The organism is Streptomyces lacaronensis (assembly GCF_047337785.1).
Classification (GTDB): Bacteria; Actinomycetota; Actinomycetes; order Streptomycetales; family Streptomycetaceae; genus Streptomyces; species Streptomyces lycopersici.
In genome coordinates this window covers 6,020,945-6,036,254 of the sequence record NZ_JBLHDK010000003.1, presented here as the reverse complement: position 1 = coordinate 6,036,254, position 15,310 = coordinate 6,020,945, and the positions used below count along the sequence as shown (strand labels likewise).

14 protein-coding genes are annotated in these 15,310 nt (G+C 69.6%); 7 read left to right on the top strand and 7 right to left on the bottom strand.

Annotated features, from left to right (window positions below):
- Positions 1-3 precede the first annotated feature (3 nt).
- From cydB to hisC, 3 genes are all read right to left on the bottom strand, one after another.
- A complete protein-coding gene (gene cydB / locus ACMTAK_RS26205; RefSeq protein ID WP_413808462.1) occupies positions 4-1,005 on the bottom strand; it encodes a cytochrome d ubiquinol oxidase subunit II in 1,002 nt (333 codons plus the stop codon).
- Between the two features lie 28 nt (positions 1,006-1,033).
- Positions 1,034-2,659 (bottom strand): cytochrome ubiquinol oxidase subunit I, encoded by a 1,626-nt coding sequence (locus ACMTAK_RS26200; protein WP_413808461.1) that lies wholly within the window; start codon positions 2,657-2,659, stop codon positions 1,034-1,036.
- Between the two features lie 221 nt (positions 2,660-2,880).
- Positions 2,881-3,960: a histidinol-phosphate transaminase gene (gene hisC, locus ACMTAK_RS26195; RefSeq protein ID WP_413808460.1), complete on the bottom strand. Its 1,080-nt coding sequence runs from the start codon at positions 3,958-3,960 to the stop codon at positions 2,881-2,883.
- Positions 3,961-4,366: 406 nt separating this feature from the next.
- Here hisC and ACMTAK_RS26190 point away from each other — a divergent pair, with 406 nt between their 5' ends.
- The 5 genes from ACMTAK_RS26190 to ACMTAK_RS26170 all read left to right on the top strand — a co-directional run bounded on the left by ACMTAK_RS26190 (position 4,367) and on the right by ACMTAK_RS26170 (position 9,633).
- Complete coding sequence (locus ACMTAK_RS26190; RefSeq protein WP_413808459.1) at positions 4,367-5,467, top strand: LacI family DNA-binding transcriptional regulator; 1,101 nt, start codon at positions 4,367-4,369, stop codon at positions 5,465-5,467.
- A gap of 231 nt (positions 5,468-5,698) precedes the next feature.
- A complete protein-coding gene (locus ACMTAK_RS26185) occupies positions 5,699-6,964 on the top strand; it encodes a metallophosphoesterase (protein ID WP_413808458.1) in 1,266 nt (421 codons plus the stop codon).
- A 191-nt stretch (positions 6,965-7,155) separates the two neighbouring features.
- On the top strand, positions 7,156-8,004 hold the full coding sequence (locus ACMTAK_RS26180; RefSeq protein ID WP_413808457.1) for a hypothetical protein: 849 nt from the start codon (positions 7,156-7,158) through the stop codon (positions 8,002-8,004).
- Between the two features lie 133 nt (positions 8,005-8,137).
- Positions 8,138-9,292 carry a serine hydrolase domain-containing protein gene (locus tag ACMTAK_RS26175; protein WP_413808456.1) on the top strand — a complete coding sequence of 385 codons (1,155 nt, stop codon included), beginning with the start codon at positions 8,138-8,140 and terminating at the stop codon, positions 9,290-9,292.
- Positions 9,293-9,441: 149 nt separating this feature from the next.
- Positions 9,442-9,633, top strand: a complete 192-nt coding sequence (locus ACMTAK_RS26170; protein ID WP_413808455.1) for a hypothetical protein — start codon at positions 9,442-9,444, stop codon at positions 9,631-9,633.
- A 134-nt stretch (positions 9,634-9,767) separates the two neighbouring features.
- Here the strand turns inward: ACMTAK_RS26170 and thiC are convergent, their stop codons facing one another.
- Positions 9,768-11,531 carry a phosphomethylpyrimidine synthase ThiC gene (gene thiC, locus ACMTAK_RS26165; protein ID WP_413808454.1) on the bottom strand — a complete coding sequence of 588 codons (1,764 nt, stop codon included), beginning with the start codon at positions 11,529-11,531 and terminating at the stop codon, positions 9,768-9,770.
- A 181-nt stretch (positions 11,532-11,712) separates the two neighbouring features.
- Here thiC and ACMTAK_RS26160 point away from each other — a divergent pair, with 181 nt between their 5' ends.
- On the top strand, positions 11,713-13,182 hold the full coding sequence (locus tag ACMTAK_RS26160) for a YibE/F family protein (RefSeq protein ID WP_413808453.1): 1,470 nt from the start codon (positions 11,713-11,715) through the stop codon (positions 13,180-13,182).
- A gap of 87 nt (positions 13,183-13,269) precedes the next feature.
- Here ACMTAK_RS26160 and ACMTAK_RS26155 read toward each other — a convergent pair whose 3' ends face one another.
- From ACMTAK_RS26155 to ACMTAK_RS26145, 3 genes are all read right to left on the bottom strand, one after another.
- Positions 13,270-13,707 carry an SsgA family sporulation/cell division regulator gene (locus ACMTAK_RS26155; RefSeq protein ID WP_413808452.1) on the bottom strand — a complete coding sequence of 146 codons (438 nt, stop codon included), beginning with the start codon at positions 13,705-13,707 and terminating at the stop codon, positions 13,270-13,272.
- Between the two features lie 422 nt (positions 13,708-14,129).
- On the bottom strand, positions 14,130-14,324 hold the full coding sequence (locus ACMTAK_RS26150) for a DUF5326 family protein (RefSeq protein ID WP_044572698.1): 195 nt from the start codon (positions 14,322-14,324) through the stop codon (positions 14,130-14,132).
- A gap of 150 nt (positions 14,325-14,474) precedes the next feature.
- Positions 14,475-14,792 (bottom strand): cupin domain-containing protein, encoded by a 318-nt coding sequence (locus ACMTAK_RS26145; RefSeq protein ID WP_044572695.1) that lies wholly within the window; start codon positions 14,790-14,792, stop codon positions 14,475-14,477.
- 77 nt (positions 14,793-14,869) lie between these two features.
- On the opposite strand from ACMTAK_RS26145, the gene ACMTAK_RS26140 reads away from it, so the two are divergent.
- The gene (locus ACMTAK_RS26140; protein WP_020870012.1) at positions 14,870-15,250 is read left to right on the top strand and encodes a phage holin family protein; all 381 of its coding nucleotides are present in this window, start codon (positions 14,870-14,872) and stop codon (positions 15,248-15,250) included.
- Positions 15,251-15,310 lie beyond the last annotated feature (60 nt).

Here is a 15,310-nt window from a genome sequence, read left to right as displayed (position 1 = left end):
GCGTCAGTGGGCGGCGGGGATGTGCCGGGTGCCGATGCGCTTACGGAAGACCCAGTACGTCCACGCCTGGTAGGCCATGATCAGCGGCATCATGATGGCGCCGACCCACGTCATGATCTTGAGCGTATAGGGGCTGGAGGCAGCGTTCGCCGCTGTCAGGCTCCACGCCGGGTCCAGCGAGGAGGGCATGACCTCGGGGAAGAGCGCCAGGAAGAGCATCGCGACGGCCGCCGCGACGGCCGCCCCGGACAGCCCGAACGCCCATCCCTCACGCCCCCGCTGGTTCATGATCAGCGCCACGGCCAGCGCCAGAACGGCGATGACGACCGCCACCAGGCTGCGGGCGTTCCCGCTCTCACCCTGCGTCCAGACCATGAACGGCACCGCGACCGCAGCGGTGGCCAGACCGAGCCGGGCCGCGTACCGCCGCGCCCTGGTCCGGATGTCCCCATCCGTCTTGAGCGCGGCGAAGACGGCGCCGTGGAAGGTGAACAGCACCAGCGTGACCACCCCGCCCAGCAGGGCGTACGGCGTGAGCAGATCCGACGGTCCGCCCGCGTAGTTCCCGTCCCGGCCGATCGGCACCCCGTGCACCAGATTGGCGAAGATCGCTCCCCAGAGGAACGCGGGCAGCAGCGAGCACCAGAAGATCGCATGCTCCCAGTTGCGCTGCCAGCGGTCCTCGGGGCGCTTGTGCCGGTACTCGAAGGCGACGCCGCGCAGGATCAGGCAGACCAGGATGGCCAGCAGCGGCAGATAGAAGCCGCTGAAGAGCGTCGCATACCAGTCGGGGAAGGCCGCGAAGGTCGCCCCGCCCGCCGTGATCAGCCAGACCTCGTTGCCGTCCCACACCGGCCCGATCGTGTTGATCAGGACCCGGCGCTCGGTGCGGTCGCGGGCGAGCAGCTTGGTCAGCACGCCGATGCCGAAGTCGAAGCCCTCCAGGAAGAAGTAGCCCGTCCACAGGAAGGCGATCAGCAGAAACCAGAAGTCGTGAAGGTGCATGATCCTCTCCGGTGATCCTCTACGGCCGTCAGTACGCGAAGGTCAGCGGCTTGTCGGCGTCCTCGTCCTCGGCGGAGGCCCCACCGTCCGGACCGCCCCGGCCCCCCGGACCGCCCCGGCCCCCCGGGCCGCTCGAGGGCAGCCGCAGCTTCGGGTCCTTGACGGGCGGCTTCTCGTCGGTGTCCGGTCCGGCCTTGGCGTACTTGGTCAGCAGCCGCACCTCGATCACCGCGAGCACCCCGTACAGCAGCGTGAAGACGCCGAGCGAGATCAGCACCTCGGTCTGGCTGACGCCGGGGGAGACCGCGTCGGAGGTCTTCATCAGGCCGTAGACCGCCCAGGGCTGTCGGCCCATCTCGGTGAAGATCCAGCCGAAGGAGTTGGCGATCAGCGGAAAGCCCATGGTGAGGATGCCGATCCGCCAGGACCAGGTGGACAGCAGCGGGCCCATCTCGCGCTTCTTGGTGAGCATGAGCCGGGGCACCTCGTCCTCGCCGGTGCGGAAGGCGGGCGCCAGCCACCGCTTGCGGCGGGTCGTCCACAGCCCGATCAGCCCGGCGACGAACGAGGTCATCCCGAAGCCGATCATCAGCCGGAAGCCCCAGAAGGTCATGAAGATGCTGGGGATGTAGTCATCGGGCTGACCGCCGTAGGCGTCGGCCTCCCGCTGGGCGATGTCATTGATACCGGGGACGGAGTCGGTGAAGTTGCTGTGCGCCAGGAAGGAGAGCACCCCGGGAACCTCCAGCTCGACGCTGTTGTGCCCCTTGCTGACATCGCCGACGGCGAAGACCGAGAAGGGCGCGGGCGCCTGGGTGTCCCAGAGGGCCTCGGCCGCCGCCATCTTCATCGGCTGCTGCTCGAACATCACCTTGCCGAGCTGGTCACCGCTGATCGCCGTGCCGAGCCCCGCGATGACCGCGACGACCAGACCCACCCGCAGCGAGGCCCGCATGGCCCCGATCTGCTGCTTCCGCTGCTCGCCCAGCTCCTCGCCGCGCTCCCGGCGGCGCTTGGCGCGCAGCAGATGGAAGGAGGAGATCCCGATGATGAAGGCGGCGCCGGTGAGGAAGGCCGCGGTCAGCGTGTGGAAGACCACGACCAGGGTGGTGTTCTGGGTCAGCACCGCCCAGATGTCGGTGAGCTGGGCCTTTCCGGTGGCCTTGTCGATCGTGTAGCCGGTCGGGTGCTGCATCCAGGAGTTGGCGGCCAGGATGAAGTACGACGAGAGGATCGTGCCGACCGCGACGATCCAGATGCAGGCGCAGTGGATCTTCTTGGGCAGCTTGTCCCAGCCGAAGATCCACAGACCTATGAAGGTGGACTCGAAGAAGAAGGCCAGCAGGGCCTCCATCGCGAGCGGGGCGCCGAAGACATCACCGACGAAGCGGGAGTAGTCCGACCAGTTCATCCCGAACTGGAACTCCTGCACGATGCCGGTGACCACACCCATCGCGATGTTGATCAGGAAGAGCTTCCCCCAGAACTTGGTGGCGTGGAAGTACTTCTCCTTGCCGGTGCGGACCCAGGCGGTCTCCAGACCCGCCGTGATCGCGGCGAGAGAGATCGTCAGCGGCACGAAGAGGAAGTGGTAGACGGTCGTGATGCCGAACTGCCATCGGGCCAGCGTCTCCGGCGCCAGAGCCAGATTCACCTGAATCTCTCCTTACGGTCGTGCCTGCCCGCGGAGCGAGCTTGTGAACGTATTCACATTCACAAGCAATGATACGCACATGGCTTCGCCCCCTCCCACCGGGGGTGGTAGGGGGCGAATGGGACACGTATGGGTATGCTGCGCACCTCTCGAAAGGGCCGCTGGGCCCTTGCGAGGCACTCACCCGGCGGCCGTGCCACGCAGTGGCCGACCCGTGCGGCTCAGAGCTCCTTGCGGTACTCCGCCGCCGTCCGCAGGAAGATCTCGTTCGCCTCGCGCTCACCGATGGTCACCCGCACCCCCTCACCCGGGAACGGACGGACCACCACACCCGCCGCCTCGCACACCGCTCCGAAGTCGGCCGTGCGCTCCCCCAGCCGCAGCCAGACGAAGTTCGCCTGCGAGTCCGGGACCGTCCACCCCTGGGCGGTCAGCGCCTCCCACACCCGTCCCCGCTCGGTGACCAGCGCGTCCACCCGCTCCCGCAGCGCGTCCTCGCTGCGCAGCGAGGCCACCGCCGCGTCCTGGGCGAGCTGGCTGACGCCGAACGGCACCGCGGTCTTGCGCAGCGCCGCCGCCACCGGCTCATGGGCGATCGCGAAGCCGACCCGCAGCCCGGCCAGGCCGTACGCCTTGGAGAAGGTGCGCAGCACACACACATTCGGCCGGTCCCGGTAGAGATCGATCCCGTTGGGGACCCGCTCGTCCCGGATGAACTCGATGTACGCCTCGTCCAGCACCACCAGCACATCGGACGGCACCCGCTCCAGGAACCGCTCCAGCTGGGCCCGGCGCACCACGGTGCTGGTCGGGTTGTTGGGGTTACAGACGAAAATCAGCCGGGTGCGGTCGGTGATGGCGTCCGCCATCGCCTCCAGGTCGTGCTCCTCGGCGTCGTTCAGCGGGACGCGCACCGACGTCGCCCCGGCGATCTGAGTGATGATCGGATATGCCTCGAAGGACCGCCAGGCGTAGATCACCTCATCGCCCGGCCCCGCCGTGGACTGGACCAGCTGCTGGGCCACGCCGACCGAGCCGGTCCCGGTGGCCAGATGCTCCAGCGGTACGTCGAAGCGGCTCGCCAGCTCGGCGATCAGCGCGGTGCAGGCGAGGTCCGGGTAGCGGTTGAAGGAGGCGGCGGCGTTCGCGGCGGTCTCAAGCACCCCGGCCAGCGGCGGATAGGGGTTCTCGTTGGAGGAGAGCTTGAAGGCCAGGGGCCCGCCCGCGGCGGCCGGCTTGCCGGGCTTGTACGTCGGAATGCCGTCCAGCGCGGCGCGCAGCTTGGGGCTCTTCTCGGTCACCGACAGTCCTCCTCGACCCATCCTGTCTCGGACCGTGCACAGCGTTCGCACACGGCAATACTGCACACCTTATGAGGATTCCCCCGAATCGCGTACCCGCCGGGCGCCGCCGCGTATCCGCCCCCGGCGCCCCGCGTACCCACCGGGGGGAGCGCCCCGCGTTTTCGCGCGCGCCGGTGGCGAGCGCCGTGGCGCGCATCCCCCGTGCAGGTGAGTTGAGACCTCTTCGAGACATGTATCAATCACCAGGCGTGGATATGCCAGGGGCGATCAGAGGCCCGGCTGGACCCCCAACTGGCTTCACTTCCAAGGGAATTGAGGAAGGCGCTCATGCAGAAACGTGCCTTCCGAATACCGATGGCGGAATCGCGCAACCCTCCCACCCGCGCCCTACTATCGGCTGGCCATGACAGCAGCAGGGAAGCACCAGGTGAGCCGGTCGGCCGGCCGCCGGTTAGGGCGGGCGGGCATCCGGGACGTGGCCGCCGCCGCCGGGGTCTCCATCACGACCGTCTCCGACGCGCTCAACGGCAAGGGCCGGCTCCCGGAGGCCACCCGCCGCCATGTCCGCGAGGTCGCCGAGCGGCTGGGCTATCGCCCGTCCGCAGCGGCCCGCACGCTCCGTACCGGCAAGTCCGGCCTCATCGGCCTGACCGTGACCACGTACGGGGATGAACCTTTCACCTTCACCGAGTTCGCCTACTTCGCCGAGATGGCGCGGGCCGCCACCTCCGCCGCGCTGGCCCGCGGCTACGCCCTCGTCATCCTCCCCGCCACCTCCCGCCACGACGTGTGGTCCAACGTCGCCCTCGACGGCACCGTGGTGATCGACCCCTCCGACCACGATCCGGTCGTCACCGAGCTCTTACGCCAGGGCATCCCCGTCGTCAGCGACGGCCGCCCCGCCGGCGCCCTCCCCGTCACCGCCTGGGTCGACAACGACCACGAGGCGGCGGTGCTGGGACTGCTCGACCATCTCGCCGAGGCCGGCGCCCGCCGGATCGGACTGCTCACCGGGACCTCCACCGACACCTACACCCGGCTGTCCACCACGGCGTACCTGCAGTGGTGCGAACGGGTGGGACAGGATCCGGTCTATGAGGCGTACCCGGCCCACGACCCTTGTGCCGGTGCCATCGCCGCCGACCGGCTGCTCGCCCGCCCGGACCGCCCCGACGCGGTCTACGGCCTCTTCGACCCCAACGGCACCGATCTGCTCGCCGCCGCCCGCCGCTACGGACTGCGGGTCCCCGACGATCTGCTGCTGGTGTGCTGCAGCGAATCGACCGTCTACCGCACCACCGAACCGCCCATCACGACCCTCTCACTCAAACCCCGCCGGATCGGCACGGCGGTCGTCCAGTTGCTCATCGACGCCATCGAGGGCCTTGACACCGACCGCCCCGTTGAGCAGGTCATACCCACCGAATTGATGGTGCGGACGTCCTCGCAGCGCCGTCCGCCGCGTACGACGGTCAGCGCCCCGCGCAGCCGCGCTGGAGGCTGACCTGAGGGCGACTCAAGGATTACCCGAGGAGGACCTGAGGCCAATGGGCTTCCCCTACTGGGCCAATCCGGGATAAAAGTCCGACGAAGCAGGAGCGAGCAGCGATTGACGGCACCCTGGTGCGTCACAAGCCCTCACGGTCATTCCTATGATGGGCGGACGACACCGCGGACCGCCGTCGACCAGGCAAGGTCCACAAGGTGGCACGGCGGCGTGATGGTGGAGGGGTCGATGACTCAGGGGGCCGGTCTGGAAGCCACGGCAGGGACCACGGCTGCGATCCCTCCTGTGCCCGCGTACGGGGCGCACACCCCGCCCGGCATGGTCGCGCCCGGAGCCGTGCCGCCCGGGTCCGCGCCGGGCGCGCCGGGCACCGCCGCGCCCGTGCCGCACAGCGCGCCCGCGCCCGGCGCACCCGCGCCCGGCGCACCCGCGCCCGGCGCACCGGCTCCGGGCGCACCCGCTCCCGGCGCGCCGGCGCCCGGGGCACCCGCGCCGGACACGCCCACGCCGCTGCCCCTGCCCGCCGACTACACCCCGACCGAGCGGCTCCCGGTCCTGGGCCCGGGGCACACCATCAAGGACACCCAGCTCGTCCCGCCGCAGGACCGCCCCACCGTGGCGCTGACCCCGGTGCCCGAGCCCGAGGACGGCCCGCTGGCCCAGGACGAGGGCCCCGGCCCGCTGTATGTCGTGGGCGATGTCCACGGCTACCACGAGGAGCTGCGCGAGGCGCTCGCCGCCGAGGGCCTGATCGACGCCAAGGGCAACTGGTCCGCGGGAAACGCCCGGTTGTGGTTCCTCGGCGACTTCACCGACCGCGGCCCGGACGGCATCGGCGTCATCGACCTGGTCATGCAGCTCTCCGCCGAGGCCGCCGCCGCGGGCGGCTACTGCAAGGCGCTGATGGGCAATCATGAGCTGCTGCTGATCGGCGCCAAGCGGTTCGGCGACACGCCGGTCAACTCCGGTGCCGGAACGGCCTCCTTCCAGGCGGCCTGGCTGCTCAACGGCGGTCAGCGCAGCGATATGGAGCGGCTCGAGGACCACCACCTCCAGTGGATGTCCCGGCTTGACGCGATGGCGGAGGAGGACGGCCATCTGCTGGTCCACTCCGACACCACCGCCTATCTGGAGTACGGCGACTCGATCGAGGCCGTCAACGACACCGTCACCGAGACGCTGCAGCGCAGCGACGCCGACGAGTGCTGGGACCTGTTCCGCAAATTCACCAAGCGGTTCGCCTTCCGCGACGAGGACGCCGGGCCCACGGCGGCTCGCGAATTGCTCGTCACCTACGGCGGGGAGCGCATCGTCCACGGCCACAGCCCCATCCCGTATCTGCTCGGCGAAGTGGGCTCCGAGGACGGCGAGGACGGCGGCGCGCCCGCGGTCGAGGGCCCGCATCTCTACGCGGACAATCTCGCGGTGGCCATGGACGGCGGCATCACGATGGCCGGAAAACTGCTGGTCGTTCAACTTCCCCTGGCGAACTGAGGATTCAGCGGACGCTGTCCCGGGCAGATAGAGAGTTTCACCGGCGCGGGAGCAATTCGGGAAACTTGCTGTCACCCCGCGCCGGATCGGCTCTACCATCGGCTTATCCGTCGCAGGCTCTCCTCCGTTTCCGCCCGACTGCCCGGCAAAAGCCGGTCGTCACGGCCCTACGGAGCATCGGGGGATGCACCATGAAAAGCGCTCCGCACCTGCTGACCGAGGACCGCCCGGAGTTCGAGCGGGTTCTCGACGAGGCACTGCGCACCGCGGACCGTCGCCCGGATCTCAGCGCTATCGGGCAGCGGCTCACTGCCGAGCAGCTGCGCACGATGGCCCTCGGGGCATCGACCGCGATAGCGGCATGCGCGGCCGACGAGTACCAGATCTACCGCGAGACTCGCGCCAAGCTGCGCGAGCCCGCCCCACTCTTCCCGCTCGCCGGGGACGTGGCCGGGCGCGAGCAGCCGGACGGCACGGTGGGGCTCGCCGGCGCGATGCAGGACGCCGCGGGAGCGGGGCTCGTGGCCATGCTCGCGGTACTGGCCCCGGTGCTCGCCGGCACCGCCGCGATCATCTTCCTCATCGTCGGCTATGTCCTCAACGTCCTGGACCCGGCCCCGTCCATCGCCCAGCCGATGGTCACCGCGGGCTGGTTCTTCGCCGCGCTGACCGCCGCGGCCATCCTGATCGCCGCCGTCGGACTGCTCCTGACCGCGCTGCGCAACGGCTCCAGCGCGATCCGCGGCGAGGCGCGCAGCGAGCGGCTGGAGGAGGTGGACCGCGCGCGCGAGGTCTGGCGGGATGCCTTGCTGGAGCGCGGCATCCTGCCGTTCCTCCGCGAGGCCCTGGCCAACCCCTCGGCCCCGTCCCCCTCCGCGTACGTCCCGATCAACCCCGAGGCGGTCGGCCGCACCCCGCACCTCGGCTACAGCCGCCCCGGCTTCAGCACCGACGGCGAAGGCCCCAAGGCCCGCCCCCGCTACAGCAGCCCGGACTACACCAGCCCCGACTACGGCGGACCGGAGCACCAGCCGGACTAGCCCCGGACGCGGGGCGCGGTCCGGGCGGGGTCCGGGTGGGTCCGGGCGGGGGTACGACTCCGGGTGCGGTCCGGGTGTGCGTGCGGGTCATCCCGGATGCTCGGGCACGGCGGCCTCGGCAGCATGGCTGACCATGACTTCCTTGACCCGACGTACCTTCATGGGCGGTTGCGCGGCCGGGACGCTGCTGGCCGCGGCCGGGAGCACCGGCGCCCGCGCGGCGACGAGGACCACCGCATCGACCACCGCGTCCGACGACGCCGCCCTCCAGGCCGCGATCAGCGATCTCGCCCACCCGCCCGCCACCTCGGCCCAACTGCGCGTCGACCGCCAGGGAGATCACTGGTACGGCACGGCGGGTGCGGCGGACATCGCGAGCGGACGGGCCGTGTGCCCGGACGACCGGTTCCGCGCCGGCAGCGTCACCAAGGCGTTCGTGGCCACCGTGGTGCTTCAACTGTGGACCGAGCGCCGGGTGGAGCTCGACGCCCCCATCGGGCGCTACCTCCCGGACCTGCTTCCTTCCGCCTTCGCCCGCCGCATCACCGTGGCCCAACTGCTCAACCACACCAGTGGGCTCCCCGACCACCGGGGAATTCCGGACGACAGCACTCCGGAAGCGGTCCTGCGACACCGATGGGACCGGTGGACACCGCGGGAGTGGGTCGAGACGGTGACGCACGATCCGCTCAAGTTCGCCCCGGGCACCAAACAGGAGTACCGGGGCATCAACTACGTACTGCTCGCCCTGCTCATCGAAAAGCTGACCGCCCGCCCCTACGGCCAGGAGATCCAGACCCGCGTCCTGCACCCGCTGGGCCTGACCCGAACCCTGCTGCCGGGCCAGGACCCCCGCCTCCACGGCCCGCATGTGCACGGCTATCTACGGATGACCGACGGCTCGCTGCGCGATGTCACCGTGTACAACCAGTCCTCCGCCTGGGGCGAAGGCGAGCTGGTCTCGACCGTCGACGACCTGTTCCGCTTCCAGCGAGCCCTGTTCTCCGGCACGTTGCTGCCGCCCCACGCCTTGGACAAGCTCTTCACCCTCCCCCCGGACTCCGTACGCATGCTGGACGGCAGCCCCGCCCGCTACAGCCTGGGCTCCCAGACGGCCACCGTGAACGGCGTGACGTTCTGGGGCAAGACCGGCGAGACCGCCGGCTACCGCACCCGCATATTCGCCACCCGCGACCTGAGCCTCCGCTTTGTCCTGTCGTACACCCCGACGCCGCTGACCACACAGGACGAGATGACCAACCGAGTCGTCGCCGCACTCACCGCATGAATCCCCCGGCCCCTGCGGGCAAGCCGCACTCGATGGGACGTTTCACGTGAAACATGGCTGAAGCCTCAGCCGGGTTAGCACTGGTGGGCGGTTCGTTCCCAGATTGACCGATTACCAGCCGATCGAGCGAACTTCCGCCTACTGCCGATGTGTGCCGAGAGCTCGGCTACACCACGACGCGAAAAGCCCTGCTCGACCATGTGCCGGAGGAGCGGCGAGAGTCTCCCGAGATCGCGGTGCACGACTGTCTGCGCTTTCTCCAGAAGCACCGCTGCATCCGTCAGAACGGGCTGACGGACGACGGCAACCCGGTCTACATGGCTGGGCTTCCGCCCGCGTAGCCTCACGAGAAGGGGTCCGAAGTCGCAAATCGAAGTTGCGGTTTCGGACCCGCCCCGCGGCGTATCGCCTGGTTCAATCCGCAGGTGTTGCTTTGCCGGGATCCACCCGCGATCTCGGCCTACCCGTCCGCGCCTCAGTCCGCGATCGGCAGATACACACGGTTGCCCGCCTCCGCGAACTCCCTGGACTTCTGGGCCATACCGGCCTCCGCCTCCGCCGCGTCCATCGCGCCGCCGTGTTCCCGGCGGATGTCCTGGGAGATCTTCATCGAGCAGAACTTCGGCCCGCACATCGAGCAGAAGTGCGCCGTCTTGGCCGGCTCCGCCGGCAAGGTCTCGTCGTGGAAGGAGCGGGCCGTGTCCGGGTCGAGGGCCAGGTTGAACTGGTCCTCCCAGCGGAATTCGAAGCGCGCGTCGGAGAGCGCGTCGTCCCATGCCTGGGCGTCCGGATGACCCTTGGCCAGGTCGGCCGCATGGGCGGCGATCTTGTAGGTGATCACGCCGGTCTTGACGTCATCGCGGTCCGGCAGGCCCAGGTGCTCCTTGGGGGTGACGTAGCAGAGCATCGCCGTGCCCCACCAGGCGATCATCGCGGCGCCGATGCCCGAGGTGATGTGGTCGTAGGCGGGGGCGATGTCGGTGGTGAGGGGGCCCAGGGTGTAGAAGGGGGCCTCCTCGCACACCTCCTGCTGGAGGTCGACGTTCTCCTTGATCTTGTGCATCGGGACATGGCCCGGACCCTCGATCATCGTCTGGACGCCGTGCTCCTTGGCGATGCGGTTGAGCTCGCCGAGGGTGCGCAACTCCGCGAACTGGGCCTCGTCGTTGGCGTCGGCGATCGATCCCGGGCGCAGTCCGTCGCCCAGCGAGTAGGTGACGTCGTACGCCGCGAGGATCTCGCACAGCTCCTCGAAGTGGGTGTAGAGGAAGGACTCCTGGTGGTGGGCGAGGCACCAGGCCGCCATGATGGAGCCGCCGCGGGAGACGATGCCGGTCTTGCGGCGGGCGGTCAGGGGGACGTACGGCAGCCGGACGCCGGCATGGACGGTCATGTAGTCGACGCCTTGCTCGGCCTGTTCGATGACCGTGTCCTTGTAGATCTCCCAGGTCAGCTCCTCGGCCCTGCCGTCGACTTTCTCCAGCGCCTGATAGAGCGGCACGGTGCCGATGGGGACCGGGGAGTTGCGCAGCACCCATTCGCGGGTGGTGTGGATGTTGCGGCCGGTCGAGAGGTCCATGACCGTGTCGGCGCCCCAGCGGGTCGCCCAGGTCATCTTCTCGACCTCCTCCTCGATGGAGGAGGTGACGGCGGAGTTGCCGATGTTGGCGTTGACCTTCACCAGGAATCGCTTGCCGATGATCATCGGCTCGATCTCCGGGTGGTTCACATTGGCCGGGAGGACGGCACGGCCCGCCGCGATCTCCTCCCGGACCACCTCGGGGGAGACGTTCTCGCGGATCGCCACGTACTCCATCTCCGCCGTGATCTCACCCCGCCGCGCATAGGCGAGTTGGGTCACGGGGGTGCCCGGGCGGCCGCGCCGCGGCTGGCGCGGACGGCCGGGGAAGACCGCGTCGAGGTTGCGCAGCCCCCCGCGGGGCGAGGTGTGCTTGAGCCCGTCGTCCTCGGGGCGGACGGGACGGCCCGCGTACTCCTCGGTGTCGCCGCGGCCGGTGATCCAGTTCTGCCGCAGCGGCGCCAGGCCGCGGCGGACATCCGTCTCGATGGTGGGGTCGGTGTACGGGCCGGAGGTGTCGTACAGCGTCACATCCTGGCCGTTGGTGAGGTGCACGCGGCGGACCGGGACCCGGAGGTCCGGGCGCGAACCCGTGACATATCCCTTATGCCAGCCGAATTCGGCCGTCTCGGCGCGCGATGGTGCATCCTGCTGAGTCATGAGACCCACTCCCTACGCCGGCATTACCCGGTAACAGGTTCAGCGGTCGGCGCAGCTGGCAGCGTCAGCGCCCTCTCAGCCCGGTGCTCCGAGCTCCCGCGATTGCAAAGGTTCGTCACCACGCTAACGGTTTATCCACAGCGCTGAACAGGGGGCCCACGTCCCTTGCGATGATGCGTCCGTGACCGCCATCCAGCAGGACCACCCGCCCGAGCAGCCCCACCCCTCCGATCAGGCGCATGGCCACGGCCACGGACATTCCCATGGCCATGGCCCCGCCACCCCCGTCTCCGCACGCCTCCGCAAGATCATCGCGGCGGTGCTCATCCCCTTCACCGTCGCCGTCGTGGCCGGTCTGATCGTGCTCTGGCCGGGCGGCACGCCCGACCACAAGGCGCATGGCCGCAGCGGTCTCGGCTTCGACCAGACGACCGTGGCCGGACGGGTGGTGAAGGTCGAGGAGGTGAACTGCGCCGATGTGAACGCCCAGCCGCAGGCGCCCACCGAGCCCGGCCAAGGCGGCGCCGCCCAGAACGGCGCCCCAGGGCAGAGCGGGAGCCCAGGGCAGGGCGGGAAGAAGAGCGTCTGCGAGAAGGCCACGATCGAGGTCACCTCGGGCAAGGACAAGGGCCGCACGTTCCCCGAAATCGTCCAGCCCAACGCCTCGCGTCACCTCAGCGCCGGGCAGGAGCTGAAGCTGGCGTACGCCCCCAAAGCGCCCAAGGAACTGCAGTACTCCGTGTCCGACGTCGACCGGTCGATGCCGATGGCGCTGCTGGCGGGGCTGTTCGCGCTCGCGGTCGTGGTGGTGGGGCGGCTGCGCGGGGTGTTCGCGCTGGTGGCGCTGGCGATCAGCTTCGGGGTGCTGACGCTGTTCATCCTCCCGGCGATACTCCAGGGTTCCAATCCGCTGGTGGTCGCGGTCGTCGGGGGCAGCGCGATCATGCTTCTCGCGCTGTACATGTGCCACGGGCTGACTGCGCGTACATCGGTCGCCGTGCTCGGCACACTGGTGTCACTGCTGCTGATCGGGGTGCTGGGCTCGCTGTTCATCGGCTGGGCGAGCCTGACCGGCAACACGGACGACCAGACCGGGCTGGTGCACGGCCTCTATCCGAACATCGAGATACGAGGGCTGCTGCTGGCGGGTGTGATCATCGGCTCGCTGGGCGTGCTGGACGATGTGACGGTCACCCAGACCTCGGCGGTATGGGAGCTGAGGGACGCGGACCCGACCACGTCCCGGCGCAAGCTCTACGGGGCGGCGATGCGGATCGGGCGGGACCACATCGCCTCCGTCGTGAACACTTTGGTGCTGGCGTACGCGGGCGCTTCGCTTCCACTGCTCCTGCTGTTCTCCATCGCGGACAGCGGGGTGGGCACGGTCGCCACGAGCGAGATCGTCGCGGAGGAGATCGTACGGACGCTGGTGGGCAGCATCGGGCTCGTCGCCTCGGTGCCGGTGACGACCGCGCTGGCGGTGCTCGTGGTCTCCGCGGACCGCGCCCCGGCGGCGGACGGCGGCGCGGAGCGGGTGGCCGACGCGGGCGGCGCACGGGCGCCACAGACGGCCCAGGCGACCAAGGCGACCCAGGCGGCCCGGACCGGCCGGGGCGGACGCGGTCGGCGCCGCCGGGCGAAGGGGCGCTGAGGCGATGGGCACGCTACCCGTCAGCTCGGCCATGGCACCGCAGGCCATGGCACAGCACCGGCCCTCGGCCCGCCGCGCATCCTGCTCTCAGCCCGCGTACCGGTCCTCGGCCAGGATGCGGTGGAGTTCGGCATCGAGATCGCCGACCGGGTCACAGGCCGCCGGCTCCTGGCCGAAAGGCACCACCCGGTCCGTCCGATCGAGGAAGGCCACCAGCGGAGCGGCACCGGCCCGGAACAGGGCCCGTTCACAACCCACTTGGAGTCTGATGAAGACGTCCGAAAGCCCCTCGGGGGAGGCGGGGGCGATCCGCACATCCCCCTCGCCGGTGGGTCTGCTCAACCCGTCCAGCAGCAGCTCCCGTGCGAAGGCCCAGCTCACCGGCGCGTCACCGGGCAAATGGAAGGTGATCTCGACGGCATAGGGGTCGCCGCTGTCGTAGGACAGCTCGACCGGGATCCGGAAGGAGAGATCCTGCGAGACCAGGAAGGTCATCGTCACTTCCGCCTGAACTGTGTCACGCATCTCACGCATCGTTCGCCGCCCCGGGTTGTTTGCGCTTCGCCGACTCTGGAGCGTAGCGACTCGATTGCGGTGCGGAGTCGGTTTGCCTCGTGTGAGGGAACGAAAATGGCCAGTGTTGCCGTGAGGAGACCCGCGGGGCCGGGCGGCGCGGACGGCGCGGGCCCGGTGGGCGGGAGATCGGGGCCGGCGCACCGGCCGTATCGAAGATCGCTGTCGTCAACAGGCACCCCCGGGGTGTTGTTGCGAGGCAGACGCCGAAAGAAGAGCGCCGAGGACTCGCACTGTAACGGCAGGGGTGGCGCCGGGCGGTGCTCCCGCCCCGGCGGTATCCCTCGCGCGGCGTATCCGCGCGCGGAAGGATCCCTCAGGGCCTGCGGGGACGCGTCAGGCCCTGGGTGACGCGGCGGGCGCCGCGCGGCGGGTCAGGAAGTGAACTTCCGTACGACGTAGATCAGCCCGGCGATCAGCACCACCAGCAGCAGCGCCTTGAAGACGAGGCTCACCACGAACCCGATCACGCTCATGATCAGGCCGCCGAACACGGCGAGGACGAGGACCGGTATCGCGATCCAGGTCACCCACCACGGCAAGCCCCGGAATATCCCCTTCGTGGTCACGTGACTCCCTGCTTTCTCTCCGAGCCGTGGGTCCGGACGCCGACGGCCGGTCTTCCCTGCCGTCGATGCTAGGACGGGACGGAGGCGCGCGGGCGGCCCGCGCCCCCCGTCCTCCCCTGACCGGACCCCTACGGGACCGGTCGGACGGCCTCAGCTCTCCGGGGGCGAGAACACCACCAGCACCCGCAGATCCTCGGTGATGTGGTGGAACTTGTGCGCCGTGCCCGCCGGGACGTACACCACACTGCCCCGCCCCACCTGTGTCGTCTCCATCCCCACCGTGACCGACGCCCGGCCGCTCATCACGACGTACACCTCGTCCTGGCCGTGCGGCGACTGCGGGTCGGCCTGGCCCGCGTTCAGCGCGTACAGCCCCACGGACATGTTCCGCTCCCGCAGGAACTGCAGATACGCGCCGTCGTTCGCGGCCCGCTCCGCCTCCAGCTCATCCAGCCGGAACGCCTTCATTCGCCTCTCCACCCCTGCCTGACCCATGCCTGCGGTGCCCCTGCCTGCGCCGGGGCCTGTCTGCGACGATCTCAACCATGAAGAATTTTCTCGTCAAGACGATCGCGAACGCCGGCGCCCTCGGCGTCGCCATCTGGCTGCTCAAGGACATCACGCTGACCGGTGACAACACCGGCCGCCAAGCGCTCACCCTCATTCTCGTGGCGCTGGTCTTCGGCGTGGTGAACGTGGTGGTCAAGCCGATCGTCAAGCTGCTGGCCTTCCCGCTGTTCATCCTGACCCTCGGGCTGATCACGCTGGTGATCAACGCCTTGATGCTGTTGTTGACCTCCTGGCTGGCCGGAAAGCTGGACCTGAGCTTCGACGTCGACGGCTTCGGCACGGCGGTGCTCGGTGGGCTGATCGTCTCCATAGTCGCGTGGGCCCTGCATGTCGTGCTGCCCGATGACAAGGACTGATCACGGACGGAGATGATGGAAGGCATGAGAGACCCGTCGCCCTACCGTGTCTGCTTTGTC

Bases quoted from the DNA above. Each gene is read 5' to 3' on its own strand.
- cydB (WP_413808462.1), bottom strand. From the start codon at position 1,005: ATGCACCTTCACGACTTCTGGTTTCTGCTGATCGCCTTCCTGTGGACG.
- ACMTAK_RS26190 (WP_413808459.1), top strand. From the start codon at position 4,367: ATGACAGCAGCAGGGAAGCACCAGGTGAGCCGGTCGGCCGGCCGCCGG.
- ACMTAK_RS26185 (WP_413808458.1), top strand. From the start codon at position 5,699: ATGACTCAGGGGGCCGGTCTGGAAGCCACGGCAGGGACCACGGCTGCG.
- ACMTAK_RS26180 (WP_413808457.1), top strand. From the start codon at position 7,156: ATGAAAAGCGCTCCGCACCTGCTGACCGAGGACCGCCCGGAGTTCGAG.
- ACMTAK_RS26175 (WP_413808456.1), top strand. From the start codon at position 8,138: ATGACTTCCTTGACCCGACGTACCTTCATGGGCGGTTGCGCGGCCGGG.
- thiC (WP_413808454.1), bottom strand. From the start codon at position 11,531: ATGACTCAGCAGGATGCACCATCGCGCGCCGAGACGGCCGAATTCGGC.
- ACMTAK_RS26155 (WP_413808452.1), bottom strand. From the start codon at position 13,707: ATGCGTGACACAGTTCAGGCGGAAGTGACGATGACCTTCCTGGTCTCG.
- ACMTAK_RS26145 (WP_044572695.1), bottom strand. From the start codon at position 14,792: ATGAAGGCGTTCCGGCTGGATGAGCTGGAGGCGGAGCGGGCCGCGAAC.
- ACMTAK_RS26140 (WP_020870012.1), top strand. From the start codon at position 14,870: ATGAAGAATTTTCTCGTCAAGACGATCGCGAACGCCGGCGCCCTCGGC.